Source organism: Methylobacter sp. (assembly GCF_030680395.1).
Lineage (GTDB): Bacteria > Pseudomonadota > Gammaproteobacteria > Methylococcales > Methylomonadaceae > Methylobacter_A.
This window is the reverse complement of record NZ_JAUXVR010000025.1, coordinates 1-25242: the sequence shown is the minus strand read 5'-3', so window position 1 is coordinate 25242 and position 25242 is coordinate 1. Positions and strand designations below refer to the sequence as shown.

Sequence of the window (25242 nt, the reverse complement as noted above, 5' to 3'; positions counted from 1 at the left end):
ATGCATCCAATAGAAAACAACGATAACCGGCATTTTCATCGCATTCTCTACGCGGCCGAAGCTATTTTAAACTGCGAAGAAAAAACGTGGCACTGCGAAATCATCGACCTGTCCTTAAAAGGCTGTTTATTACGTTTTGAGCTTCCCTGGAAAGAAGATCCGGAGAAACTCTACACCCTCATCTTACGATTGTCCGAACAGGTGCAAATAAAAATGGAACTAACTGCAACGCATGTTGTAGGCAATAAAGTGGGCTTTAAATGTGAGCATATCGATATAGACAGTATTTCCGAACTACGTCGATTGGTTGAACTCAACCTTGGCAGCAGTGTTTTACTGGAAAGGGATTTGCTGGCGTTAATCGAATAACATAAATTAGCTGCTTGGCGCTTTACTGATTCAATCAAAGCGCTACCGATATTAAAATAAGGCTTTCTTCCAGATTCTTGCGTCAGCGGGAAACCTTATATCTTCATTAAAACCCTGTATACCATTCCCAATCTTTCTTCCGCACAGCTCGATGCGCTGGATGGCCTCACCGACTTTAGCGGCGCGTCTATATCGATTGCGAGCTCAGACAAACATCATGGTTTTCTGCGCTTATCAAACGGTTTAGCACCCCGGTTTTACCGCCTGAGACCTGAATTGAGGTACAGATTCACCGTATAGTTCCGTTCAGTTATATCCTCATTTATAGCGGCCCGTTTATTTCGACTAAAAGCGGTACTTGCAAGTATCACAAAATATTCACCCTGAAATCCGCTTCAAGCCTTGTAATCCTTTAGCTACAAAATTTTAGCTGATTTTTCCGCATTTAAATATGAACCAAGCAAATTCTAAAAATCAATTGTTTCTATAAAAGAAACTATTAATTAATACTTACTGATATTGTCAACCAATATGTACGTATGTATAGTGTATCCAACGTTGATTACTTCTTACCCACAAAATAACAAAGGAGCTTTAAAATGACTGATTTTCAAAGAGATATTTTAATAGGACTGATGTTTATCGTTGGTATTTTAGGCTTTCTTTCCGGTGAATTCATTGTTTCAACAATCACGTTTGCAACGGCCGCTATATTCAGCAACATAGTTTTGAGTCGCAGATTGCTCGACTAAAGTTTTACCCCTCTTGGTATCCTACCTCAAACAGTATCTCTCCTGTTTGACTTCTCACTCCCGACGCTCACGCATCGGGAGTTTTTTTTGCCTGATTTTTTGCGCTTGCTCTACAAATTAGTCCGCCAAACTCGACTTCACGATAACAAATTTCGAGTTGGATGCGACGACCGAATGCGCCCCAAAAAGACGATCAAGATAGCTACGATAATCCAGATGCCGATTGCCGATCACCCACAACTCGCCGCCTTTGCGCAATACTCTGCGCGACTGTTTGAATAAATTGACTGCAATCTGATCGCCTACCGTATTTTGCTGGTGAAACGGCGGATTGCAAAGAATCAGATCGACTGATGCAGACTCAACCTCCATCAATCCGTCGCCAACACGAAAAGTCGACTCACGCTGCCCTCCAAAAGCACGCTGAAAATTATCCCTGGCCGATGCCACCGCCATAAATGACTCATCGACAAAATGCACGGTCGCCGCAGGACTACGTTCGGCGGCCATTAAACCGACCAGACCGTTGCCGCATCCCAAGTCAATAATGTCGCAGGCATCCTGCCGGGATGGGAGATGCTGGAGAAAAAAGCGCGTACCTATATCAAGACTGTCGCGCGAAAATACATTAGCGTGGTTGCTAATCAGGTACTCGGTATTTTCAAGCCGGTAACAAACCGGGTAAGGACTGGGCGGCACAGCCAGTGCGGCATCAGGCGATGCAAAAATCAGCCGCGCCTTTTTTCTTGCCAGCGAGGTCGTCGTCGGCCCGACCAACCGTTCCAGCAACTTCCAAACCGAGGACGGCAGGGTTTTGATCATACCCGCTACGATAACCCGGGTTGAAGCAGTTAAATGCGGGCGCAAGCGTATCAACTCGTCTTCCAGTAAAGCCAGAGTCTTCGGTACCTTGATCAGCACCCAATCAAATACACCCTCCGGCATTTCAAGACTGTTCAGCAAACTGACGCTGTATTCAGGCAAGCCGTTTGCGGCAAGATTGAGTCGCGTGGCCTGCTGCGACAGATAGGAATCCGATATGGCATAAGGCCGGAAAGCACTCAGTGCTACGGCCAAAGCACCGAAACTGTCATTCACTATCAAAACCCGCGCAGCATCCGGTAGCTTTGGCTGTTCTGCAAGCGTGTCGAGCAGATATTCATCCGCCGCGTCCCAGGCGCGCAGCAACTCTCTCGGTCGTTTTGGCAACCGGTCTAATTCAAATTCACCTTGGGCAACGCTTAAACGAACAGGCATGACTCAAGCGCGAGACATGAATTTTTTTGTTTCGGTATTGATCTTAATCAACTCATCAGTCTCCAGATATTCGGGCACCTGAACCTCCAGCCCGGTGGTCAATCTGGCCGTTTTGGTGCGTCCTGACGCCGTCGCTCCTTTAATAGCCGGAGCCGTCTCCACTATCGCCATCACCACCGAACTCGGCAGTTCAATACCCAGTACAGCATCATCCACCAACAAGGCGACTATGCCTTCAAGCCCTTCAGTCAAATAGTCGATTTGGTCTTCCAAATCATCACTACTCAAAGTGTATTGGGTGTAATCTTCCATATTCATGAAGATATAACTATCTCCATCTACATAAGAAAACTGCACTTTGGCGCGCACCAAATCGGCATCCTTAAAAAAGTCATCCCCCTTTAAAGACTCATCCAGTTTTTGGCCGGTTTTAAGATTGGTAAAACGGATTTTATACAAGGTTGACGCGCCACGGGACGACGGACTTTTAGCGTCGACCTGCTTAACCGCATGCGGTATGCCGTTTATCTCAACCACCATGCCTCTTTTTAAATCACTAGCCTTTGCCACGCCAACTTCCTCTCGATTAAACTTGCCGACGAAACGCAGCAAGGGTTTATATTTAAGTGAGCTAAGCCACCATCAAGCGCCATTATATCGTAAAATCTGCACTTAAAGCCGCCCGCTACGGGAATTTGGCTAGCCGAACGCCGTATGGCATTTATTAACCCGTGATCAATTAAAAACAATGTCAGATAAAAAACCCACCCTCGGCTTTATCGGTATCGGCCTGATGGGCAAGCCGATGACCTTGCGTTTGCTGAATGCAGGCTTTAGCGTCAATGTCTGGAACCGCAGCCCTGAAAAGCTTCAGCCGGTCACTGATTCAGGCGCCAAAGCCTGCTCATCCATTGCCGAATTAGTCCGAGCCTCCGGGGTGATTATCCTGTGTCTGGCCGATACGGCGGCCGTAGACACGATTGTTCGCAATGAGGTTGCGACAAACGGCACTGAAGGCAAGTTGCTGATTGACTTATCCAGCATCCATCCGGAAAACACCCGGCAATTGGCAGTGCTGCTGCATGAAAAATGCGCCATGGGCTGGGTCGATGCGCCGGTTTCCGGCGGCGTTGCCGGTGCAGAACAAGGCAATCTAGCGATTATGGCGGGCGGCAGCGCGAAAAATATCGAGATCGCCCGGCTCGTCCTGGCCCCGCTGTACAAGCAATTAACCCACATGGGCGAAGTGGGCTGCGGCCAGATCACCAAGATCTGCAACCAGATGATTGTCAGCTGCAACGTGCTGGTGATCGCCGAAATGATGGCGCTGGCCAAACAGGCCGGTGTTGATGCAAAGCAAATACCCGCCGCGCTGGCAGGCGGTTTTGCAGATTCCAAGCCCTTGCAAATCTCCGGCGCTGAAATGGCAACCGAAACCTTTGAGCCGGTTAAGTGGCGGGTTAAAACCCTGCTGAAGGATTTGAACATGGCGGTCGATTTGTCCGTTAAACAAGGCAACGCCGTCCCCATGTCCGCCCTGGCCGCGCAGCTGATGCAACTGCACGGCAGCCACGGTTACCTGGAACAAGACCCCGCCACTTTAATCAAACTCTACACAAAAACCGATGCTTAACTTTACCGCCAATCTGAGCCTGCTGTTTACCGAAGTAGCGCTTATCGATCGATTCAAGGCCGCCAAGCAAGCCGGATTTAACGCCGTTGAAATTCAGTTTCCTTATGAGTTAAGTGCAGCCGCCATAAAAGGCAAGCTGGACGAATACGACTTAAATCTGGTTTTGTTTAATGTAGACGCCGCCGATTTGTTGCAAGGCGGCGAAGGGCTTGCCTGCGTACATGAAAAATGCAATCAGTTCAGGCTGGCCGTCGCTCAAACCGTCGAATATGCCGAGCTGTTAAAGCCGCAAGTAATCAATGTCTTGCCGGGGCGCTGCCTGGACAAAAGCCGACTGGAGCACTATCTGGAAACCTTTAAGGAAAACCTGTATTTCGCCGTCGAGGCCTTTTCGCCTTTAGGCATCAAAACAGTGTTTGAAGCGGTCAATACTCACGATATGCCCGGATTTATCGTCCATAGCGGAGCGCAAATGCTCAGCGTGTTAGCCCAGCTTAACCACCCTGAACTGTTTATGCAGTACGATATTTATCATATGCAAATGATGGGCGAAAAGTCTGAGGAATTTATTGCCGAACATGCCGATAAAATCGGCCATATCCAGTTTGCCGATTGTCCCGGCCGGGGACAACCCGGTACCGGGCGAATTGATTTTGACCGCATGTTTTCAGCCATTGAAAAATCGGGCTATTCGGGATGGGTCGGAGCGGAATATAAACCGGTTGGCGCTACGACTGAAAGTCTGGATTGGTTAAGCAAAATCCCCCTGCATCCGTATCAATTTAAAACATAGCAGCACGAAGTCCACGAAGAAAAGCCAAGTTAAACCTTCGTGTCTTCGTGGTTAATTAATCAATCTGGGCTTTACCTTTATTCATTGAATATGCAGTATGACGGTGCGCACACACCCTACACATAACAAAAAAACTAACCTATCAATTTCAAATACTTCTGATACAAACTTTCCTTGTCCTCAACATGCTTGGCATCTTTGTCTATGCAATCAACCGGACAAACTTCCATGCATTGCGGCAGGTCATGATGACCTACGCACTCGGTACATAAGTCAGGATTAATGATATAAATATCCTCGCCTTGAGAAATCGCGCCATTCGGGCACTCCGGCTCGCAGACATCACAATTGATGCATTCATCATTAATAATAAGGGCCATACATACTCCTACACATTACAACACTGATGAGCAATAAATCTTGCTCATCCAAATAAACTCAAACACTTCTTATACAAGCTGCCTTTGACTTTCTGAATACCATCGTTAGGGCAAACCGCTTCACATAAAGGTTCGCCATAACGTTCCTCGCATTCGGTACACAATGCGGGATTTATGACATAAGCATCCTCAGTCTGAGAAATAGCCTCATTCGGACACTCAGGCTCACAGACGCCGCAACGGGCACATTTATCTTCATTAATAACCAGAGCCATACTTTACTCGGATCTGAATTTATTGATTAAACATTGGTGAACAAGATCAGGAACAAAACAGGACACGTCGCCGTTCAGCTGTGCAATTTCACGGATCATGCTCGAAGAAATAAATTCATATTGTTCGGCCGGGGTTAGAAACACAGTCTCCAGTTCCGGCGCCAGACGCCGGTTCATTCCGGCCAACTGAAACTCGTATTCAAAATCGGATACCGCACGCAACCCCCGTAAAATCACATTGGCTCCCTGCTGTTTAGCGCATTCAACCAGCAAATTACCAAAACCGATCACCTCCACATTGGGAAATTCCGAAGTGACCGCCTTAACCAAATCCACTCGTTCTTCCAGTGAAAACAACGGGGTTTTACCCCTGTTAACCGCCACAGCGACAACCACTTTGTGATAAAGCCTGGACGCTCTGGCAATCAGATCCAAATGCCCATTGGTAATAGGATCAAAGGTTCCCGGATAAATTGCAGTGGTTTGCATAGTGTGTGATTTTCAAAAAAAGCGGCAATTCTATACCAAGAGACTGGTTTAAAATACTCATTTAAATAATATAGGGCCGAACTGACAAACTTAAAGAAGAAATAACTACGTGTAATCATAACCTGACATTATTCAATACGCTCGAATAAATGATAGCCGACTTCGCCCGCGCTTTTACTTTTCAGCTGCCGCCAGTTTTCGGGCATTCCGGAAAAATCAAAATGCCGTTCCGTTTCAACATAAATCTTGGCATGTTTAGCCAGCCAGCCGTAAGCTTCCAGCTGCCTACAGGTTTGAATCACCAGAGTCACACAGGGCTGTCCTGCCCTGCGCCTTTCAGGTAAATGCAAATCCGCTCCCGGCGGATTGGTCACACAGGGCTGTCCTGCCCTGCGCCCTTCAGGTAAATGCAAATCCGCTCCCGGCGGATTGGTCCGGCCGAATGGCGGGTCGAGAAACACCACGTCAAAAGCTTGCGCATCCCCGGCCAGATAGCGTAATACATCACTTTGCACCACTTTTATCCGGTCGGTGGCAGACAGCGCAAGCGCATTGTCTTTTAAACAATGGCAGGCCTGGACATTATTTTCTACTTGAATCACTGACTTGGCGCCTCTGGAAGCGGCTTCAAAACCCAAAGCCCCGCTACCCGCATACAAATCCAGACACTGTTTGCCAAAAATTTCATACTGCAACCAGTTGAATAAGGTTTCCCTGACTCTTGCGGGCGTAGGCCTTAAGCCCGGCGCATCGACAAAACTTAACTGCCGACTGCGCCAGTCACCGCCGATAATCCTGAGCTTATTTTTCACTCTTCTTAGCGCTCCCGCCTACGGTGATCGTTTGCATTAACTGCGGATCGACGCGGCGTTTAAAAGCATCTTTTATCGATGCTGCCGTTACCTTCTCAACGTTTTGTTGGAAAGTATCCAGATAATCCAGCGGCATTTCATAAAAACCGATCATGGACACATAACTGGCCAGTTCTTTATTGGTATCAAAACGCATCGCAAAACCGCCGGTAATATTTTTCTTGGCGGCAATCAGCTCAGTCTCCGTTGGCCCTTGCGCAATAAAATCAGCCACCGTTTTATTGAGAACCTCCAGCGCTTGCCCGGTTTGATCATTGCGGGTTTGCAGACTGATCGCAAACGGTCCTTTCCTGAACAAGGGCCCAAAAGAGCTGCTCGCACTATACGCCAGTCCGCGCTTTTCCCTGACTTCATCAAAAAGTTTGGACACCAATGCGCCACCGCCCAGAATATGATTGCCGACGTACAGCATAAAATAATCAGGATCTTTACGGTATGTGCCGGGCATCCCGACCAGAACATGAGTTTGCGAGGAAGGAAATTCAATATGCTGCTTGCCCGCTTTCACCGGCATGACCACTTCCGGCAAAAGCTCCGGCTTTTGACCTGCCGGCAAGCCTGAGACCAACTTCTCGGCGGTTTGTTCCGCCTGCTGCCTGGACAAGTCGCCCACAATCACCACCATCGCATTGGCGGCCACATAATATTTTTGATAAAAACTGCGTAGATCCGCGGCCTCCAAGCCGGATACCGTGGGGATAGAACCGGGAGTCGGATGTCCGTAAGGATGATCGCCGTATAAAGCCTTATAGAAAGCAATGCTGGCTAACTCGGCGGGCGATTCTTCCTGCTGCTTTAAACCGGCCAAAGTCCGGTTTTTTTCCCGTTGAAAATCGGCTTCATTAAAACCCGGACTCGTCAAAATGACTTGCATAGTCTCCAGCGCTTTATCGAATAACGGTTTATCCGTTAAGGTGCGTAGCGAAACGGAAGCCATATCATTGGAAACGCTGGCGCCGAATTGCGCGCCGACACTTTCAAAACGTTGGGCAATCTCATCGGCGTTCCACTTCCCTGCCCCGGTATCGAGCAGCGCAGACGTCAACGCAGACAGGCCGAACCGGCTCCCGTCACGCGCACTGCCTGCGTCGAAAGCAACTTGTATATCCGCCATCGGCAGACCTTCGGTATGCACATAATAAACCCGGCTACCCTGCGGTGTTTGCCAGTGTTCGATTTTTGCAGCGGCCTGCGTTGGATTGCAAAAAGCCGCAAGCCCAGCTATCAACATAAAACTTAACAGATGAATACGCATTATCTAACTCCTTTTTCGGTCTTGGTCTCGGTAATGTGTCCAGTGATAGGCAACGGTTCCAAATAAGCGACATTCAATTTATCTTCAATTAAATATTTACGCGCCACATCACGCACCTGTTCTGCAGTAACCTGATTGACCTTATCGACATATTCATCGACTTTTTTCCAGCCCAGGCCGACTGTTTCCAGCATGCCTAACTGCATGGCCTGATAAAAATTGGAATCGCGTTCATAGACGGCCTTAGCTAAAACCTGAGCCTTAATCCGTTGCAATTCATCATTATCGATCAGCTTGATTTGCAATTTGGCAATCTCTTCCTTTAATGCACTTTCCAAATCCCAAACGCTTTTCCCTTCGGCGGGCGTAGCTTCCAGCGTAAACAATTCCGACAATCTTGAGTGCAAGCCGTAACTTGCCCCGACAGAAACGGCTATTTGCTTACCGCGCACCAATCCCGACTCCAACCTGGCGCTGCTGCCGCCGTCCAGCACACCGGCCAAGACTTCCAGCGCATAGGCTTCCCACTCATTTTGCGCGACTTTTAATGACGGCACTTTATAGCCCATGACCAGATAGGGTAGTTTTGCCGGTAATTTAACCGTCATCTTCCGAACACCCAACTGTTCGACTTCGGTTTGCGGCTTTAGCGCTTTCAGTTCGCTGGGCTTAAGCGGGGCAAAATATTTTTCCGCCAGCGCGAAAACCGCTTTGGGCTGCACATCGCCCACGACCACCAGCGTCGCGTTGTTGGGAGCATACCAACGTTGATACCAAGCCTGAAGATCTTCAACATTATAATTTTCAATATCGGAAGGCCAGCCGATCACAGGATTTCTATACGGACTGTTGGTATGAGCCATCGCCGAAAAATGTTCCTGCATTTTTGCCTGCGGATTATCATCGGTGCGCATCCTTCGCTCTTCGGTCACCACCTGCAGCTCCTTTTTCAACTCATCGGACAGCAGATGCAGATTGCGCATTCTATCGGCTTCCAGTTCAAAACTGACCGCCAGCCTGGACGCTTCCATGGTTTGAAAATAGGCCGTGTAATCCGTGCCGGTAAAAGCGTTCTCCTCGCCGCCGTTTTCGGCGACAATACGGGAAAACTCGCCGGGGGCATGCTTGTCAGTACCTTTAAACATCATGTGCTCAAGCATATGAGAAATGCCGGTCATACCGCCCGACTCATAACTTGAACCCACCTTGTACCAGACTTGGGACACTGCGACCGGAGAGCGGTGATCTTCCTTAACCAGCACCTTTAAACCATTCTCCAGCACATGCTCCGACACTTTAGTCTCGGCGCTGCTTGCAAAAACCGGTAGCCACAATAATGCGGCGCATAGTAATCGATTGTTCATAAACTCCCTCTTAGGTCAATGTTAAGGTATGGATGTAAGTTGTTACTGACTATTAAAACTAAGCTGCCTGTGATGTTTTATACTAAGCAACATTATTTCCTGGCTATCCAGCCAGTACAGCACAAGGTAGTCTTTGCTCAGGTACTGCCGGATACTGGCATCTTCCGGAATTCTGGATTTAATTTTCTGTAACAGCATAGTGCTTTCGACAGAGCCCTGTGGTTCTGCAAGAAAATCTTTGCCTAGCAAAGGAAAGTGTTGCAGATTAGGAATAATGGTATCAAAAAGCTGATCCAGCAACACTTCGAATTGCCGTGGTTGCTCGATTTTTTTAAAAAAGCATTCGATTTCATCAAGGTTACGTTCAAAATTCGCAGTTACCCTTGTCTTGAGCAGTGCCGCCATCGTCACCGGCCATATTTTTCTTGGAGAGCCGATACATCAAGCAATCGATTTGCATCACGATCATTTAGACCTTGCTCTACTTCCTGCATCAGCAACAAATGAATATGTTCCCGTTCAAGCCTATGATAATAATCCAGTTTTTTTGCTGCAACCAGAGCAACGTAGCTTTCGCCATTACGGGTGATAATTTTTTCCGCACCGGCACAAACATTTTCAGCGAGTTCGGTAAACCGTGCTCTGACTTGACCGAAAGGGATAATATCTTCACTGGAGATTGCCATAATAACCGCCTTTAACTAATTTTTTAATGGTTTCATTAATGTATAGCCATGTAAATCGCTTGTCAACGTTTAGAAAAATGGTTTTTGTGTATACTGCATCAACTTTAAAATTTGCGATAATTTCCATTCCACGCAAGATAATAAACTTTCAACCGAACCCAAGGACTACACCATGTCAGACATCAAAACTTATGACATAAAGCCGGAAATAGCAGCTAAAGCGCACATTACCGCTGAGTCATATAAAGCCCTGTATCAGCGTTCCATCGCCGAACCGGAAGCTTTCTGGGCTGAACAGGCGGAACTGTTTCTGGACTGGAGCAAGCCTTGGGATAAAGTCACCGACTGCGATTTCAAGACCGGCCGTATCCGCTGGTTTGAGGGCGGCAAACTCAACGTCAGCGTCAATTGCGTGGATCGTCATCTTGCAACGCGCGGCGATCAAGTCGCCATTATCTGGGAAGGCGACAATCCGGCGCAGGACAAAAAAATCACTTACCGGCAATTGCACGAGCAAATCTGCAAGTTTGCCAATGTCTTAAAAACACATGGCGTCAAAAAAGGCGATCGCGTTTGCATCTACCTGCCGATGATCAGCGAAGCGGCAGCAGTGATGCTGGCCTGTACGCGCATCGGCGCGGTGCATTCGATTGTGTTTGGCGGTTTTTCCGCCGAAGCGTTAAAAGACCGGATTCAGGATGCCGATTGCCGGTTTCTGGTCTGCGCCGATGAAGGTCATCGCGGCGGAAAAACCGTACCTATTAAAGTCAACGCCGATGAAGCCGCTGCGGCCTGTCCCGGCCTTGAAAAAGTCATCGTCATAAAAAACACCGGCAATCCTGTCGACTGGCACGAACAGCGCGATGTCTGGTATCACGAAGCGATGGCTGCCGCTTCCTCCGATTGTCCCGCCGAAGACATGGATGCCGAAGACCCGTTGTTTATCCTGTACACCTCAGGGTCCACCGGCAAACCTAAAGGAGTCTTGCACACGACCGGCGGTTATTTGCTGTACACGGCCATGACCCACAAATATGTGTTCGACTACCACGACGGCGACATTTACTGGTGTACCGCCGATATAGGCTGGGTAACCGGCCATTCCTACATGATCTACGGCCCGTTATGCAACGGCGCGACCACTTTGATATTTGAAGGCGTGCCGACTTATCCCGATGCCGGCCGTTTTTGGCAGGTCATCGACAAACATCAGGTTAATATCTTCTACACCGCGCCGACCGCGATCCGCGCGCTGATGGCGCAAGGCGATGAATTTGTCACCCGCAGCAGCTCGCGCCGCAGTTTAAGAATTCTCGGCAGTGTCGGCGAACCGATTAACCCGGAAGCCTGGGAATGGTACTACCATGTGGTCGGCGACAGCCGCTGCCCGGTCATGGATACCTGGTGGCAAACCGAAACCGGCGGCATCCTGATCACGCCGCTGCCCGGTGCAATAGCTTTAAAACCGGGTTCCGCCACCCTGCCCTTCTTCGGCATTAAACCGGAAATCATGGACAACTCAGGACAAATCAGAGAAGGCGCAGCCGAGGGCATTTTGGTCATCGGCCGGTCCTGGCCGGGACAAGCGCGCACCGTTTATGGCGATCATCAACGTTTTATCGACACCTATTTTAAAAACTACCCCGGCTATTATTTTACCGGCGACGGCGCGCGCCGCGATCTGGACGGCTATTTCTGGATTACCGGACGGGTTGACGATGTGATCAATGTCTCCGGCCATCGCATGGGCACCGCGGAAATCGAAAGCGCCCTGGTGCTGCACGAACATGTCGCCGAAGCGGCGGTGGTCGGCTATCCTCATGACATCAAGGGACAAGGCATCTACGCTTATGTGACCTTGAATGTCGGCATTGAACCTTCCGAACAACTGCGGCAAGAACTGATCGAACTGGTCAGGAAAGAAATCGGCCCCATTGCCCACCCGGATATTATTCAATGGGCGCCGGGCTTGCCCAAAACCCGTTCCGGTAAAATCATGCGCCGTATTTTGCGTAAAGTGGCCTCCAACGAAATCAGCAGCCTGGGCGACACCTCCACTTTGGCCGATCCTGCCGTAGTTGACGATATTATTGCGCATCGGGCTAATAAATAACGGCTGCTACTCAAACCACATAAAAACACCACGAAGACACGAAGAAAACAAACTTCGTGTTTTCGTGGTGTCCCTTAATCATTACATAACACCAGCTAATCAATAATCGGGTATTCCGCTTACAAAAAACGACTAATGGATATTATCTTTAAAGAATACAGCCGAGTAATTTGGCAGAAAAAATGGTTTTTCCTATTGGCTTTATTCGCTGTGGCCTCTGCCGTAACCTTGGATTTATTAGCCCCGGTTTACTATAAAAACATTGCCAACGGATTGGCCGCACCCTATTCGGACGCCACACTGGCATTGTTGCTGGACAATCTGAAACAGGTCGGAATTATCTATGCGGGCATCTGGCTGTCATGGCGGTTGCTTGAAATCGCTATTGTTCCGCTCGATGGCGGCGGCGTTAATCTGCTGGAAAAGCGCTGTTTCGAGGTACTTAAAAAACAAAAATACGTTTTTTTCGAAAACAGTTTTTCCGGCAGCTTAATCAAGCAAGCCAACCGCTTCTCGCGTTCTTTTGAAATTATTATGGACTGGTTTCTGTTCCAGTTTTTTATGAACATTGTAGCGATAGGCATTGCATTTGCCATCTTCTACCGGCAGCAGCCCGAATTCGCCGGTTATTTTCTAATATGGGTCATGCTCTTCGTCACCTGGAATATTGCCTACTCGATATGGAAACTGCGTTTTGATAAAGCCGTAGCCCAGGCTGACTCAACAGTCGGCGGCGTTTATTCGGATGCGGTCAGCAATATCTTTATCGTCAAAAGCTTTGCCATGGAAGCCGTCGAACAGGCGCGCATCAATCAGGCATCGGATTTTGTGTACCGGAAGAAAAAAATCGCCTGGATATTAATGTTTTTTTCCTTTGCCGTGCAAGGCTTGATGACCTTCGGCATTGAATTGCTGTTGGTTTATTTGATGATCCAAAAGTGGAAAACCGGCAATTTTCAGGTCGGCGAGTTTGTTTTGTTTCAGTCGATCATGATCATGCTGATCCAGCGCTTATGGGAATTTGGACGCAATTTCAGGAACTTTTTCTCTGCCCTTGCCGATGCCTCCGAAATGGCCGACGTGTTCAGGCAGGATGATATTGAGGTCGATGCCGCCAATGCCCGACCGCTGACCATTACTCGCGGCGCCATCGACTTTAACAACCTCTGCTTTACCTATAATGAAGAAAACTCAGGTCAAACCCAACTGTTTGAGCACTTCTCCCTGCACATCAAAGCCGGTGAAAAAGTCGCGCTGGTCGGTCAATCCGGCTCCGGAAAATCGTCGTTAACCAAATTGTTATTCCGCTTTCTCGACCCGCAAACAGGCAGCATCAGCTTTGACGGCTTGGACTCAAAAGCCTTTACCTTGAACTCATTGCGGCAACAAATATCCATGGTGCCGCAACAGCCGGATCTGTTTCATCGCTCGATAAGGGACAATATCACGCTGGGCGAAGATATTTCAGAAGCGCGGCTTGTTGATGTCGCCGAAAAATCCCACTGCCTTGAATTTATCAAGGAGTTACCCGACCAATTCGACACCCTGGTCGGCGAGCGCGGCGTCAAGCTTTCCGGCGGCGAAAGACAACGCATCGCCATTGCCCGCGCCTTTCTGGAAGATGCGCCGATTGTGGTGCTGGATGAAGCCACCAGCGCGCTGGATTCACTGACCGAAAAACAGATCCAAACCGCTATTTTCGAGTTGATTAAACATAAAACGACGCTGGTTATTGCCCATCGCCTTTCTACCATTTTAACGATGGATCGCATTATCGTGCTGGAAAAAGGCAAAATCATAGAACAAGGCACTCATCAGCAATTGCTTGCTAAACAAGGCAAATATTACGCCATGTGGCAGCATCAAAGCGGTGATTTTCTGGTTGAGTAGGTAACTGTTTTATACGCGGGCAATTTATTCTGGTTTTATTTTATTTTCCTGTCAAACTACTATATATTGTCCCTTTCTAGCCAAACAAACACTACATATCGATCACCAGCCGATTAAGACTGGTCTTTAACTTTACCTATCCACACACAACCAGGAGAGATCTCTTAATGTCGGCAAAGCTACATATCATCCCAAACACCGTGACCGAAATACCTTTTCAAGAAGCGTCAATGGATATCTGGGACACGAAGTATCGTCTAAAAACCAAAGATGGCGAAGCTATTGACGGTTCCATTGACGAGACCTACCAACGGGTTGCCAAAGCGATTTCCGGAGTGGAAAAAGGCAAAACCAAACAGGAGCAATGCTACAAAGATTTTCTGTGGGCGTTGCGTCAGGGTGCTATTCCAGCCGGACGCATTACATCCAATGCCGGTGCGCTGGAACACAAACCTGCCACGTCGACGATTAACTGCACCGTATCCGGCACCATCGCCGACTCCATGGACGATATTCTGGGCAAGGTGCATGAAGCCGGATTGACCCTAAAAGCCGGGTGCGGTATCGGTTACGAATTCTCGACCTTGCGCCCTAAAAACGCTTATGTCTCCGGCGCAGGCGCTTATACCTCCGGTCCGCTGTCGTTCATGGACATCTATGACAAAATGTGTTTTACGGTATCGTCCGCAGGCGGCAGACGCGGCGCGCAAATGGCGACTTTCGATATCGGCCATCCCGATGTCGTCGAATTTATCCGCGCCAAACGCGAAGACGGACGACTGCGTCAATTTAATCTGTCGCTGCTGATTACGACCGAGTTCGTTGAAGCGGTAAAAAACGACCAGTCCTGGTCGCTGTCATTTCCGGTCACCGAAAAAGAAGTCAAACTCGATAACCTGGACTTGACCGACGACAAACTCATCATCTGGCGCGACCTGCCTTATATAGACGGTTATATCCTTAACGAAGACGGCATGGTCGCCTGCAAAGTAAGCAAAACCATGCCCGCGCGCCGTTTGTGGGACATCATCATGAGTTCGACTTACGACTATGCCGAACCCGGATTCATCCTGATCGACAAGGTTAACGAGATGAACAACAACTGGTTTTGCGAGAAGATTCGTGCGACCAATCCATGTGTAACAGGCGACACCTGGGTTCAAACAGAACAAGGACCAAGACAGGTTAGCGCCATTCTGGGCCAACAAATAAACGTATTGGTTGATGGTCAATTGCACCGATCCGGCGCTGACGGCTTCTTCAAAACCGCAACCAAAGAAGTCGTTAGATTAAGAACCAAAGAAGGTTTTAGCCTGCGTCTGACAGACGATCACCGGGTGCGCAAAATAACCCGTCTGAATCGTTTTAATGTTGAAACTGAATGGTGTGCGGCCGGTCAGCTTCATGCCGGTGACCAGGTGTTACTGAATAACCATCGTAAACATAATCACTGGCAGGGAAAATACAGCGAGAACCAAGGCTATCTAATCGGCTTATTAGTCGGGGACGGCACCCTAAAAAAAGATAAAGCTGTGTTGTCCGTATGGAAAACTGCGCAAGTCATCAACAGCGACATCAATAACTTGAACGCAGGTATTGATGCGATTATGAATAAAGTCATGATCGCCGCAGCAGAATTTAATACCCGTAGTGACTTTAAAGGCTGGTCTGAAATAGCCGGAAGAAACGAATACAGGCTCAGTTTTGCCGAGCTGAAAACGTTGGCTGAAGAACTTGGCATGGCTCCCGGAAATAAATGTATCAGCGCACAAATCGAAACCGCATCCAGCGATTTTTACAAGGGATTTTTACAGGGATTTTTTGACGCAGACGGCTCCGTCCAAGGCAGCCAAAGCAAAGGCGTCAGCGTTCGTCTGGCTCAATCGGATCTTCCCCGCCTGGAAGCCGTACAGCGCATGTTACTTCGCTTGGGTATCAGCTCTACCCTCTACCGCAACCGTCGTCAGGCAGGCATAACCAAATTGCCTGACGGTAAAGGCGGTGTCGCCGATTATCAAATATCTCCCCAGCATGAACTTGTTATCAGCGGCGATAATCTTGCCGTTTATCAAGAATTAATAAACTTTACCGATAGCAGCAAAGCAGCCCAACTTGAAGCCGCGTTAAAAAATTATCGTCGCTCATTAAATCGGGAACGCTTTGTCGCTACAATTGAATCGATCACGCCTGACGGCTGCGAAGATGTATTCGATATACAGGTTCCCGGCATCAACACCTTCGATGCGAATGGCTTGCATGCGCACAATTGCGGCGAACAACCGCTGCCGCCTTATGGCAGCTGCCTGTTAGGCTCAATCAACCTGACCCGCTTCGTTAAAAAACCGTTCACCAGCGACGCGCATTTCGATTGGGACAATTACCGCAAAACCATCAAGATTTTCACCCGCATGCTCGACAACGTCGTTGAAATCAACGGCCTGCCGCTGGCGCAGCAACGCGAAGAAATTCTGACCAAGCGTCGCCACGGCATGGGTTATCTGGGGCTGGGTTCAACCGTCACCATGATGGGCATGAGATACGGCGACGCGCAATCGCTGCAATTTACCGAAGAAGTGACCAAGGTACTGGCCGTGGAAGGCTGGAAAGCCGGACTTGCGCTCGCCAAAGAAAAAGGCTCGGCTCCTATTATGGAGCAGATGTTTACCGTCACCGGCGAGATGCTGCATAAACGCCCGGAAATGATTGCCGATGATTATAAAGTCGGCGACCGTGTGCCCGGAAAGCTGTTGCATACCAAATACAGCCGCTATATGCAGCAACTGGCCCAGGAAGAACCCGAACTGGTCGCCGAGCTGATTGAAACCGGCGCCCGCTTTACCCACCACAGCTCTATCGCACCGACCGGCACTATTTCGCTGTCACTGGCCAACAACGCCAGCAACGGCATAGAACCGAGCTTTGCGCATCATTACTCGCGTAACGTGATTCGCGCCGGTAAAAAATCCAAAGAAAAAATAGACGTGTTTTCTTTTGAACTGCTGGCCTACCGCGAAATGATCAATGCCGATGCCTTGCCTTACAGCGATGATCCTGAACGGAAATTGCCGGATTATTTCATAGCGGCGGATGACGTGACCCCTAAACAGCATGTCGATATTCAGGCGGCCGCGCAAAAGTGGATCGATTCGTCGATCTCGAAAACCGCCAACGTGCCGACCGATTATCCTTATGAAGACTTCAAGTCTATTTACGAGTACGCCTACGACAAAGGCCTGAAAGGCTGCACCACGTTCCGTTTTAATCCCGAAGTGTTTCAGGGCGTATTGGTTAAGGAATCCGACCTGGAAAACACCACCTACCAATTCACACTCGAAGACGGCCACGTCGTGGAATTTAAAGGCAACGAAGACGTGGAGTACGACGGCGAAATCCACAGCGCAGCTAACCTGTTCGATGCCTTGAAAGAAGGCTATTACGGAAAGTTTTAACACCCCCGGGTTGGGGTGACGACAGGAACCCCAACCTACCCACTCGGACAATTAATCTACTCCGTCCTCAATCACCTACCACCAACCGAACAAGATGGACACAATTACACAAAGCAACAACACAACCATACCGGACAAACACTATCTAAGCAGTATATCCGCGTTAAAAAAAGAAATAAAAGCACGCGGACTTTATAAAAAAGATACAAAAATTGTTCTGTCACACCTGTGTTTGCATTTAATTTGCACCGCCGCCGGGATAGTTTTATTTATATTATCCACCCATTTTTTGCTGACTATTTTAGCCACCGTTTTATTGCTGGTCGGTTTGTTAGGCATCGGTACGCACACACATAACTCAGCACACTATGCAAGCACCAACAGCAAGCGACTGGATGATTTTTTAGCTTATTTGGGCAATGTCGTCATATTGGGTTTTTCACTTAATTATTGGCAATATAAACATAATATTGTTCATCATAAAAATCCTAACATCGTTGGCATGGATAATGACTTTGATTTTGCACCCATATTTTCGGTAATCAAAGGCGAAAAAGAAACTACGCCGGGATTGCACGGATTTTATTACCGCTACCTTCAAGGCATTATTTTCCCCATCGCGATTGGCTTTCTTGCGTTCGACATACAGCGCCAGGGATTCGCCTACCTGCTGGGCAAGATGAAAAACGATAAAACCAATATACGATATGGTCTTGATTTGGGCTGCCACTTTATCCATCTTTTTCTATGGATAGGTTTACCCGGTCTCTGGTTTGAAATTTCCGATGTGCTGCTGTTTTACCTATTGAGAAACATGCTTTTATCCTATGCATTGTTCTTTACTCTCGGAGCCTCGCATTTGGTTCCTGAAGCCGTGTTTGCCGCCAACCATCAGAGTTCAGCCGATTTCTTTTTAAAACAAACAGCCACCACTATCAATATCCGCACGAACTGGTACGGCAAATTCCTTATGTCGGGATTGGACTATCAAATCGATCATCATCTGTTCGTCGGGGTGTGTTACACGAAACTACCGGAGTTAAGCAAACTGGTTAAAGAGTATTGCGACTTCAACGGCTATTCCCATAATACGCTCGGCATGTTGTCTGCCTGGCTAAAAGTGATCAGTGTTTTTTACAACCCCAAGCCTGTTATCAATGATCTGGAATTATCAAGGCCGCCCTCAAAAAGCGGGCTTAGCATAGGTTGATGCACAAACCTCAACCTAAGAAAGTTGAATACGATGGCGAGTTCACAGCGCCGCAAACTTGTTTAACGCCTTGAAAGAAGGCCACTATTACAGCAATGATCGAGACTACAGACATGACACATAGAATCACAAAAAAAATCATCAGCTACAAAGTCCTGACCAAAGACGACATCGAACCGGTCAAGCAGGAAGAACAGCCAACGCTGGAAAGCATGAACGAAAACCTCACGCGCCCGGAAGTGCTGCTCGGCTCCACCTACAAAATCAAAACCCCGCAGTCGGAGCATGCGCTGTACATCACCATCAACGACATGATCCTGAACCCCGGAACCCCCCATGAAGAGCGCAGGCCTTACGAAATCTTCATCAATTCCAAAAATATGGAGCATTTCCAGTGGGTATTGGCGCTGACCCGGCTAATCTCGGCGGTGTTCCGCAAAGGCGGCGACGCCTGCTTTTTAGTCGAAGAGATGAAAGCGGTATTCGACCCGCACGGCGGCTACTTCAAAAAAGGCGGCGTATTCATGCCGTCGCTGGTCGCCGAAATCGGCTACGCGATCGAATCGCATTTGAAACACATCGGCATGATCAAGCCTGAAAAAATGACCGATCACCAAAAGAATTTTCTTGATGAAAAGCGTAAGGAGTTTGAGGCGCAGCATGGCGAGTCCGAGGAGGGACAGGCGTTTCCCGAAAAAGCCGTGCTCTGCAACAAATGCAGCACCAAGGCGATGGTGTTGATGGATGGGTGCATGACTTGTTTGAATTGTGGGGAGAGTAAGTGTGGGTAGTTTTCTAACTGCGGTGCCATTTATGGCTCTTGCGATTTCATTAGCGTCGCTTTATTTTTCTAGACGTTCATGGCTGCAATCTAACAGACCTATTGTGACGGCATTTGTTAGTGACCATGGTTCTGGAAACATTTCAACAACATTAAACTTAGTGGTTTCTAACACAGGTAATCGACCAGCCACTAACGTGCGCCTTATCGCAGCAGAAAACGATATTTCAAGATTAATAAAACCAACTGCACAACCAATACGGCAGAAAATGATTCATGATTGCTTTCAAGAAGCCGCAATAATTCCAATTTTACGTAATGGAGAAGAACTTTCGACATGCTTCGGAGCAATAACTACCAGAGATAATAATGAGAGTTGGATGGAGCATGGAGCTCAAATAGAAATTAGAGTTGAATATGGTGATTTAGATGGTCGTTGCTATAAGTCAGAAATGCCTTTGAAAATTTATGCAAGAGAAGGATTTGCTGGTAGTGTTTGGGAAGCCCGCTAGCCCCGTAGGCCGGAATAAGCCGGTTCGAGCGGCAGCGAGAATTGGTGTTTCCGGCAAACACCCCCCAAATTCGCCGGAAACGCCACCTCGCGCTACGCGCTTGGATGGCCTTATTCCGGCCTACGCCTATTCCCGCCGAAAGCTCCGGTACTCGGCGCGGCATACGGGATTAAACTCGTACCACCGGCAAATTTTCTTCGCTCCCTCGCGACGATTCTCTCGTTCCCACGCGCTGCGTGGGAATCCGGTGCTGGACGCGCTGCGTCCTGTATACGCAAGACGCTGGTCGTGACTCGCGGCGCAGCGCGCCGATACTGCATTCCCACGCAGCGCGTGGGAACGAGGTAAACTTAAGGGCAGTCGCGCTACGTGGGAACGAGACAACAAAAAGGGCCGTGCTCTTTTATTTTTGACTTTGACTGCTCGATCCAGGAGCAAAGGTGATACCGGTAGATGGTGATAATTCAACCTCGAACCCAAAAGAAAAAAGAATTTAAAGCTTTTGATATGCCAAAAGTAAAACGATTTAAAGCGTTAAATAGCCCGGAAGCATGGCTCGCGTTACTTAAATTGTCTACGGCCGCTCGACATCCAACTGAAACCGATGCCCTGTAAGCAAGAAACGGATCTATCGGCACTGCCGGGAAGGGGACGCTCAACCGAGGCTATGTCCTTCGAAAGACTCAGGGCGAACGGAACAAGTCTGCTTGGCAATAGAACCGGACTTGGCTGGCTCATGCCATTCGATATGACACGCCTCAAAATGATTGATTTACAATCCTTGGTTAATCTATAGTTTTGTTTTTTATACCTAATTGCAGGAGATCATTCCATGCTCAATACAATCCTCATCTTAGTCGCAATCGCCGTCACCCTCTTTTTTATCGTTGCAGCGATACAGCCATCTGATTTCCGCGTTACCCGAACGGGCACAATATCAGCGCCTGCGTCAGCCGTTTTTGCCCAAGTGAACGATTTGCAGAAATGGGAGGCATGGTCGCCGTGGGCAAAACTCGATCCCGAAGCCAAAAACTCTTTCGAGGGGCCGACATCGGGAACCGGCGCTATGATGAGATGGGTCGGCAACAACAAGGTAGGCCAAGGAAGCATGACAATCATCGAGAGCCGGACGGACGATTTTATTCGCTTCAAACTTGAATTCCTGAAGCCTTTCGCGGCCACTAATACTGCGGAGTTCACCTTCAATTCCGAAGACGATCAGACCACCGTGACATGGACTATGTACGGAAAAAATAACTTCATGGCTAAAGCCATAGGGTTAATCATGAATTGCGAAAAGATGGTCGGCGGCCAGTTCGAAGAGGGTTTGGCGTCATTGAAATCTGTGGTGGAAGAAAATATGTAAGACTTGTTTGAATTGTGGGGAAAGTAAGTGTGGGTGAGTTTGGGTTTGTGCTTCGTAGGATTCGCGTAGCAATTTACCACAGTCACACAACGCAGATAGACAGTCCCGTAGACCGGAATAAGCCGGTTCGAGCGGCAGCGAAAACCGGCGTTTCCGGCAAACACCACCCAAATTCGCCGGAAACGCCACCTCGCGCTACGCGCTTGGATGGTCTTATTCCGGCCTACGCCTACTCCCGCCGAAAGCTCCGGTACTCGGCGCGGCATACGGGATTAAACTCGTACCACCGGCAAATTTTCTTCGCTCCCACGCGACGATTCTCTCGTTCCCACGTAGCGCGTGGGAACGAGGTATTAATGTCGCGGGCGCGGCCCGCTCCTACAATGTCATTGTTAAGCGGTGATATCGAAGCGTAGAAACGAAACAATCCATCTCACAGATTCCAGCTCTTCAATTACAACTGGCGCATAAACGCCACGAGGTCTTGTTTCTCCTGAGGATTCAGCTTGAGTTGCAGAACGATATTGAAGAACTCGACTGTATCCTCCAGCGTCAGCGCACGGCCGTCATGTAAATAAGGCGGCGAATCCTTGATTCCCCGCAAAGTGAAGGTCTTGATCGGCCCATCGCCCGGCTCGTCTTTCAGGAAGCGCTCAAGATGGAGATCATGCATTTGATGATCAAGATAAGTCGGCGGAACGTGACAGTTCGAGCATTGCCCTTTACCGAAGAAGACTTTTTCGCCGCGTGCCTCACTTTCGGTCGCTTTGGCGGGATCGAGCCTGCCGGTGGACGGATCGAGCTTGGGCGCCGGAGGAAAGTCGAGCATATTCTGCAATTGCGCCATGTGACTGACCGGGATGCGGTCCAGGATGTTCATGCCTTTCTTCATCGCATGAATCGGATCGCCGTTAAAATAGGCGGTGCGTTGCTCAAACTCGGTGAAGTCTTCAACGGAGCGAAGACTGCGCTTGGAACCGTGAATCTGCTGGTTGAACATGCCTCTAAGACTGGTGGTATCGAGCCGGAAGCGTCGTTCCTGAGGCCGAATGTCGGGGCTCAAGTGGAACTGTCCGGTGGTATGGCCGTTAACATGGCAATCAAGACAAGTGACCCCGAGGCTCGGTTCGCGGGTCTTGCGGTCATCGGTCGGATTGAACTCCTCTTGCGGGAACGGTGTTACAAGCATCCTGAGGCCGTCGAGTTGCACGGGCGTCAGGATGTCCTTGAACAACCGGTAGTAGTTGTTTATGGAGACAACCTCGCCGCGCGACACGTCGCCCAGCTCGGGCCGGTTGTTCAGGAATATCGCCGGTGGGAACTCCGGCAGGAAGGCTTCGGGTAGGTCAAAATCCACGTCAAAACGTTCGAGCCGCGGGAACATGTCGATCTGCATTTTGGGGAAGACTTGCCCGCCGTTCGCATGCAACGGGTGAGGCAGCGAAGGATAAGGGAATATTCCCTGATTCTTTATTTGTTCCGGGCCGGTCTCGGCAAGTTTCTCCCAGGTCATTCCGGAGGCCAATCGGGCCGTGGGACCTACTGCCAGTGGCTTGCCTCGGGACATTTTGGACTCCGGGTCGGTCTTGACCGTCAGGTTATAGCGCTGCTCCAACAATTTTTTTTGCGCATCCATGGCCTGAGCTTTACCGGCAATCTCTTTTTTCATGCTGTCTTCGGGTTTTTGATAAGGCTGATCCGCGCCCAAGGGGTCTCGAAAGAAATCGAAGCCCGATACCTTGCCCTCCTTCGGCTGGTCCTTCAAAACCGGCGATGAGGACAAGGCTTTGGGCGCAGTGAAGAGGTCTGAACGATCATGGTCGGTCTTCTTTTGCTCGGGCCTGTCGCTACGAACCGTTTTCGGCGTTTGCGCATCGGCGACGGCATCGCTAGCGCGTTTAGAACTGTCGGCCGGTGTCTGGGCAAACGCGACTGTGCAACTGCCTAGAAGCATTCCGGACACGACTATCCGCTTAAAATAAGCGGATAGCTTAGTCAATCGGTTACCGGTCATGGTCATCTCCTTAATATGGTTAAGCTAACTTTTCGAAATCGCCGCGCAGAACCTTTAGGCTATATTTTTCGCGGTCAATTTCGCCCTGTGTCCGTATCCCGAGCCTGCGGAATACCGAGATTGGCGGGCACCAGCCCTGCAAAGCATGCTGCAACAAGAAGGCCGCGACGCCGGTGGATAACCACATCCACTTGCGGCTGTGCAGTCTCGACAACACAAGGCTCAGTAAAGCCACGGTTGACGCATTAGTTTCCAACGCCCGCTCGATATCCCATTCCCTGTCCAGCTCATCAATACGTTGCGTTATCTCTTCCGGGCTTGCACCGGTATAGTGCTGTATTGTCCAATCGATATCAGCATCAATGCGCTTGTTAATTTCGGGAGAGGTATGTAGCCGGACCCGGTCCGTTTCATGAGATAGTGGCGGTAGTGGCATAATTGTTCTCCTCTTCTATTAGCTATGGCACTAGATAGTTGCGATATAGCTATTTCAAACGCTCAGCATTTTTATCCGCAACTCCGGGAAGCGATGTGGTAGGCCTTGGGAATTTCCCTTTCAATGCATCGACGCCCATCTGGGGCTTGGCCAAAGAATTTAATTCAGTACGCTTATGGCGCAGCTCGCTGGTCCTAATATTCAGCCGCTGATCTCGTTGCTCGACCAAACCGGGCAAGGCCTCGCCGTCGTGGTTAAATGACCATTCCAGACTGGGTTCGCCCAAGGGTATTTTGTCGCCGGTTTTTCCAAACGGCTCTGAACTCCAGACATGCCAAGTTTTACCGTAGCTGTTCATTTTGCCCTTCATTAGTTCCTTTTCCGCCATTCCCGGTATGCCCGGCGCAATAAGAAGGCCGGACAGAATCTCGTAATTATGCGGATGCCAGTATTTTTTCTCTTGCTCGGGCAAAGGCTCGAATAATGCTTCCGAGATAATGTATTCAATACCGATCAGGTTTGCCTGCCGGGTATTGCCGTCGAACAGCGCACATTGAGCAAAGTCTTCGTTCACTTGATGACAAAAATGATGTGCCTCCATTTGATGGTTCGGGTCTTCTTTACTGGCATGAAAACCATCCAGGTAAATATCCAGGGATTTCAGCGGAGAGTTACCTTGTAACATGGCTGCTCCGACCTCAAGCATCTGGGTTTTGGCGGTTTTTTCCTGGCCTTGCGGCTGAAGCGAAGATTCGACACTTGAATCGCAGGATGTCAACATGCCTAAAAATATCAGGCTAAGGCTAAAGCATGAAACAAGATTCAGGAGGTATTCAATGGGATCAGGTTGATGATTCATCACATTCTCCTAAAGACAGGATGACCAAAAATCAAGCTTGGGATGAACTGTTAAATTTTGAAATGACTTTAGACGGATAACCAGCCAAAGTATGTACGTTAGAGCACACAGAAAGTTAAATTTTTCGTTAAAATCAACAAGTAGGATGTAGAAGATGAACATGCCGGAAAACACGGGCGGCGTTCTGAAAGATGTGTTGACTTACAATGCGGACAAATTTTTAGGAATTTTTCTTTGCTCCTGCCTCGTTCCCACGCAGCGCGCGGGAACGAGGCAATTGCCGGGTAGCCGATGTAATGAAAATAACTGAAGAGAAACCAACAAGTTTCCTGATTAGCAAGATGCTTCAGCTAGCGCCAAAAAGCTCGTCATTCTGGCAGGGATGCCGGAATCCAGTCACATGGATGTGAGACTATGGCTTGGCATCAAGCCTAAATCAGGCCACAGCGGTATCGGAAAGTTACCATCCCTGGCTCTGGATACTGGC

Annotated in this window: 24 protein-coding genes; 11 read left to right on the top strand and 13 right to left on the bottom strand. The window is 48.9% G+C overall.

The window, feature by feature from the left end; translation table 11 throughout:
• Nucleotides 1-369: a PilZ domain-containing protein gene (locus Q8L79_RS09690; RefSeq protein WP_305270468.1), complete on the top strand. Its 369-nt coding sequence runs from the start codon at nt 1-3 to the stop codon at nt 367-369.
• 599 nt (nt 370-968) lie between these two features.
• Entirely contained in the window at nt 969-1121 is a 153-nt protein-coding gene (locus Q8L79_RS09685) for a hypothetical protein (RefSeq protein ID WP_305270467.1), read from the top strand.
• Nucleotides 1122-1238: 117 nt separating this feature from the next.
• Here the strand turns inward: Q8L79_RS09685 and Q8L79_RS09680 are convergent, their stop codons facing one another.
• Both Q8L79_RS09680 and yeiP read right to left on the bottom strand, forming a co-directional pair.
• Nucleotides 1239-2378: a methyltransferase gene (locus Q8L79_RS09680; RefSeq protein ID WP_305270465.1), complete on the bottom strand. Its 1140-nt coding sequence runs from the start codon at nt 2376-2378 to the stop codon at nt 1239-1241.
• A gap of 3 nt (nt 2379-2381) precedes the next feature.
• Entirely contained in the window at nt 2382-2948 is a 567-nt protein-coding gene (gene yeiP / locus Q8L79_RS09675; RefSeq protein WP_006892858.1) for an elongation factor P-like protein YeiP, read from the bottom strand.
• 178 nt (nt 2949-3126) lie between these two features.
• On the opposite strand from yeiP, the gene Q8L79_RS09670 reads away from it, so the two are divergent.
• Both Q8L79_RS09670 and Q8L79_RS09665 read left to right on the top strand, forming a co-directional pair.
• Nucleotides 3127-4011, top strand: coding sequence for an NAD(P)-dependent oxidoreductase (locus Q8L79_RS09670; protein ID WP_305270456.1), 885 nt, complete (start codon nt 3127-3129; stop codon nt 4009-4011).
• Nucleotides 4004-4804 carry a hydroxypyruvate isomerase family protein gene (locus tag Q8L79_RS09665; RefSeq protein ID WP_305270455.1) on the top strand — a complete coding sequence of 267 codons (801 nt, stop codon included), beginning with the start codon at nt 4004-4006 and terminating at the stop codon, nt 4802-4804. Before Q8L79_RS09670 ends, Q8L79_RS09665 begins: the two co-directional genes overlap by 8 nt.
• Before the next feature lie 134 nt (nt 4805-4938).
• On the opposite strand, the gene Q8L79_RS09660 is transcribed toward Q8L79_RS09665, so the two are convergent.
• The 8 genes from Q8L79_RS09660 to Q8L79_RS09625 form a co-directional block, all read right to left on the bottom strand.
• Complete coding sequence (locus Q8L79_RS09660) at nt 4939-5184, bottom strand: YfhL family 4Fe-4S dicluster ferredoxin (protein ID WP_305270453.1); 246 nt, start codon at nt 5182-5184, stop codon at nt 4939-4941.
• Nucleotides 5185-5228: 44 nt separating this feature from the next.
• Nucleotides 5229-5459 (bottom strand): 4Fe-4S binding protein, encoded by a 231-nt coding sequence (locus tag Q8L79_RS09655; RefSeq protein ID WP_305270452.1) that lies wholly within the window; start codon nt 5457-5459, stop codon nt 5229-5231.
• A gap of 3 nt (nt 5460-5462) precedes the next feature.
• Complete coding sequence (gene coaD / locus Q8L79_RS09650) at nt 5463-5948, bottom strand: pantetheine-phosphate adenylyltransferase (protein WP_305270450.1); 486 nt, start codon at nt 5946-5948, stop codon at nt 5463-5465.
• A 128-nt stretch (nt 5949-6076) separates the two neighbouring features.
• Nucleotides 6077-6760 carry a 16S rRNA (guanine(966)-N(2))-methyltransferase RsmD gene (gene rsmD / locus Q8L79_RS09645; protein ID WP_305270448.1) on the bottom strand — a complete coding sequence of 228 codons (684 nt, stop codon included), beginning with the start codon at nt 6758-6760 and terminating at the stop codon, nt 6077-6079.
• Nucleotides 6750-8075 carry a pitrilysin family protein gene (locus Q8L79_RS09640; protein ID WP_305270446.1) on the bottom strand — a complete coding sequence of 442 codons (1326 nt, stop codon included), beginning with the start codon at nt 8073-8075 and terminating at the stop codon, nt 6750-6752. Before Q8L79_RS09640 ends, rsmD begins: the two co-directional genes overlap by 11 nt.
• The gene (locus tag Q8L79_RS09635) at nt 8075-9439 is read right to left on the bottom strand and encodes a pitrilysin family protein (RefSeq protein WP_305270444.1); all 1365 of its coding nucleotides are present in this window, start codon (nt 9437-9439) and stop codon (nt 8075-8077) included. The genes Q8L79_RS09640 and Q8L79_RS09635 overlap by 1 nt, the downstream gene beginning before the upstream one ends.
• Before the next feature lie 42 nt (nt 9440-9481).
• Nucleotides 9482-9844, bottom strand: coding sequence for a hypothetical protein (locus Q8L79_RS09630; RefSeq protein WP_305270442.1), 363 nt, complete (start codon nt 9842-9844; stop codon nt 9482-9484).
• Between the two features lie 2 nt (nt 9845-9846).
• Nucleotides 9847-10125 (bottom strand): type II toxin-antitoxin system Phd/YefM family antitoxin, encoded by a 279-nt coding sequence (locus Q8L79_RS09625; protein WP_305270440.1) that lies wholly within the window; start codon nt 10123-10125, stop codon nt 9847-9849.
• Nucleotides 10126-10297: 172 nt separating this feature from the next.
• On the opposite strand from Q8L79_RS09625, the gene acs reads away from it, so the two are divergent.
• The 7 genes from acs to Q8L79_RS09590 all read left to right on the top strand — a co-directional run bounded on the left by acs (nt 10298) and on the right by Q8L79_RS09590 (nt 21446).
• Nucleotides 10298-12238: an acetate--CoA ligase gene (acs, locus tag Q8L79_RS09620; protein ID WP_305270438.1), complete on the top strand. Its 1941-nt coding sequence runs from the start codon at nt 10298-10300 to the stop codon at nt 12236-12238.
• A gap of 135 nt (nt 12239-12373) precedes the next feature.
• Nucleotides 12374-14128 (top strand): ABC transporter ATP-binding protein, encoded by a 1755-nt coding sequence (locus Q8L79_RS09615; protein ID WP_305270437.1) that lies wholly within the window; start codon nt 12374-12376, stop codon nt 14126-14128.
• 167 nt (nt 14129-14295) lie between these two features.
• Nucleotides 14296-17577, top strand: coding sequence for an LAGLIDADG family homing endonuclease (locus tag Q8L79_RS09610; protein ID WP_305270435.1), 3282 nt, complete (start codon nt 14296-14298; stop codon nt 17575-17577).
• A 94-nt stretch (nt 17578-17671) separates the two neighbouring features.
• Nucleotides 17672-18787 carry a fatty acid desaturase gene (locus tag Q8L79_RS09605; protein WP_305270433.1) on the top strand — a complete coding sequence of 372 codons (1116 nt, stop codon included), beginning with the start codon at nt 17672-17674 and terminating at the stop codon, nt 18785-18787.
• 113 nt (nt 18788-18900) lie between these two features.
• Nucleotides 18901-19578, top strand: coding sequence for an NrdJb (locus Q8L79_RS09600; RefSeq protein WP_305270431.1), 678 nt, complete (start codon nt 18901-18903; stop codon nt 19576-19578).
• A gap of 22 nt (nt 19579-19600) precedes the next feature.
• Nucleotides 19601-20080: a hypothetical protein gene (locus Q8L79_RS09595; protein WP_305270429.1), complete on the top strand. Its 480-nt coding sequence runs from the start codon at nt 19601-19603 to the stop codon at nt 20078-20080.
• Between the two features lie 832 nt (nt 20081-20912).
• Nucleotides 20913-21446 carry an SRPBCC family protein gene (locus Q8L79_RS09590; RefSeq protein ID WP_305270427.1) on the top strand — a complete coding sequence of 178 codons (534 nt, stop codon included), beginning with the start codon at nt 20913-20915 and terminating at the stop codon, nt 21444-21446.
• A 454-nt stretch (nt 21447-21900) separates the two neighbouring features.
• Here the strand turns inward: Q8L79_RS09590 and Q8L79_RS09585 are convergent, their stop codons facing one another.
• From Q8L79_RS09585 to Q8L79_RS09575, 3 genes are read right to left on the bottom strand one after another with little or no spacing between them, the layout of a single operon-like run.
• Nucleotides 21901-23460 carry a cytochrome B6 gene (locus Q8L79_RS09585; protein WP_305270425.1) on the bottom strand — a complete coding sequence of 520 codons (1560 nt, stop codon included), beginning with the start codon at nt 23458-23460 and terminating at the stop codon, nt 21901-21903.
• Between the two features lie 19 nt (nt 23461-23479).
• On the bottom strand, nt 23480-23896 hold the full coding sequence (locus Q8L79_RS09580; protein ID WP_305270423.1) for a DUF2892 domain-containing protein: 417 nt from the start codon (nt 23894-23896) through the stop codon (nt 23480-23482).
• Nucleotides 23897-23945: 49 nt separating this feature from the next.
• A complete protein-coding gene (locus Q8L79_RS09575; protein ID WP_305270421.1) occupies nt 23946-24755 on the bottom strand; it encodes an OBAP family protein in 810 nt (269 codons plus the stop codon).
• Nucleotides 24756-25242 lie beyond the last annotated feature (487 nt).

Excerpts from the sequence above, each read along its gene's own strand:
- Q8L79_RS09580 (WP_305270423.1), bottom strand. The coding sequence starts at position 23,896 with ATGCCACTACCGCCACTATCTCATGAAACGGACCGGGTCCGGCTACAT.
- coaD (WP_305270450.1), bottom strand. The coding sequence starts at position 5,948 with ATGCAAACCACTGCAATTTATCCGGGAACCTTTGATCCTATTACCAAT.
- Q8L79_RS09610 (WP_305270435.1), top strand. The coding sequence starts at position 14,296 with ATGTCGGCAAAGCTACATATCATCCCAAACACCGTGACCGAAATACCT.
- Q8L79_RS09600 (WP_305270431.1), top strand. The coding sequence starts at position 18,901 with ATGACACATAGAATCACAAAAAAAATCATCAGCTACAAAGTCCTGACC.
- Q8L79_RS09625 (WP_305270440.1), bottom strand. The coding sequence starts at position 10,125 with ATGGCAATCTCCAGTGAAGATATTATCCCTTTCGGTCAAGTCAGAGCA.
- Q8L79_RS09595 (WP_305270429.1), top strand. The coding sequence starts at position 19,601 with ATGGCTCTTGCGATTTCATTAGCGTCGCTTTATTTTTCTAGACGTTCA.
- Q8L79_RS09670 (WP_305270456.1), top strand. The coding sequence starts at position 3,127 with ATGTCAGATAAAAAACCCACCCTCGGCTTTATCGGTATCGGCCTGATG.
- Q8L79_RS09590 (WP_305270427.1), top strand. The coding sequence starts at position 20,913 with ATGCTCAATACAATCCTCATCTTAGTCGCAATCGCCGTCACCCTCTTT.
- Q8L79_RS09685 (WP_305270467.1), top strand. The coding sequence starts at position 969 with ATGACTGATTTTCAAAGAGATATTTTAATAGGACTGATGTTTATCGTT.
- Q8L79_RS09575 (WP_305270421.1), bottom strand. The coding sequence starts at position 24,755 with ATGAATCATCAACCTGATCCCATTGAATACCTCCTGAATCTTGTTTCA.
- Q8L79_RS09635 (WP_305270444.1), bottom strand. The coding sequence starts at position 9,439 with ATGAACAATCGATTACTATGCGCCGCATTATTGTGGCTACCGGTTTTT.
- Q8L79_RS09630 (WP_305270442.1), bottom strand. The coding sequence starts at position 9,844 with ATGGCGGCACTGCTCAAGACAAGGGTAACTGCGAATTTTGAACGTAAC.
- Q8L79_RS09640 (WP_305270446.1), bottom strand. The coding sequence starts at position 8,075 with ATGCGTATTCATCTGTTAAGTTTTATGTTGATAGCTGGGCTTGCGGCT.
- Q8L79_RS09655 (WP_305270452.1), bottom strand. The coding sequence starts at position 5,459 with ATGGCTCTGGTTATTAATGAAGATAAATGTGCCCGTTGCGGCGTCTGT.
- Q8L79_RS09585 (WP_305270425.1), bottom strand. The coding sequence starts at position 23,460 with ATGACCGGTAACCGATTGACTAAGCTATCCGCTTATTTTAAGCGGATA.
- Q8L79_RS09680 (WP_305270465.1), bottom strand. The coding sequence starts at position 2,378 with ATGCCTGTTCGTTTAAGCGTTGCCCAAGGTGAATTTGAATTAGACCGG.
- Q8L79_RS09665 (WP_305270455.1), top strand. The coding sequence starts at position 4,004 with ATGCTTAACTTTACCGCCAATCTGAGCCTGCTGTTTACCGAAGTAGCG.
- Q8L79_RS09605 (WP_305270433.1), top strand. The coding sequence starts at position 17,672 with ATGGACACAATTACACAAAGCAACAACACAACCATACCGGACAAACAC.
- Q8L79_RS09690 (WP_305270468.1), top strand. The coding sequence starts at position 1 with ATGCATCCAATAGAAAACAACGATAACCGGCATTTTCATCGCATTCTC.
- acs (WP_305270438.1), top strand. The coding sequence starts at position 10,298 with ATGTCAGACATCAAAACTTATGACATAAAGCCGGAAATAGCAGCTAAA.
- Q8L79_RS09660 (WP_305270453.1), bottom strand. The coding sequence starts at position 5,184 with ATGGCCCTTATTATTAATGATGAATGCATCAATTGTGATGTCTGCGAG.
- Q8L79_RS09615 (WP_305270437.1), top strand. The coding sequence starts at position 12,374 with ATGGATATTATCTTTAAAGAATACAGCCGAGTAATTTGGCAGAAAAAA.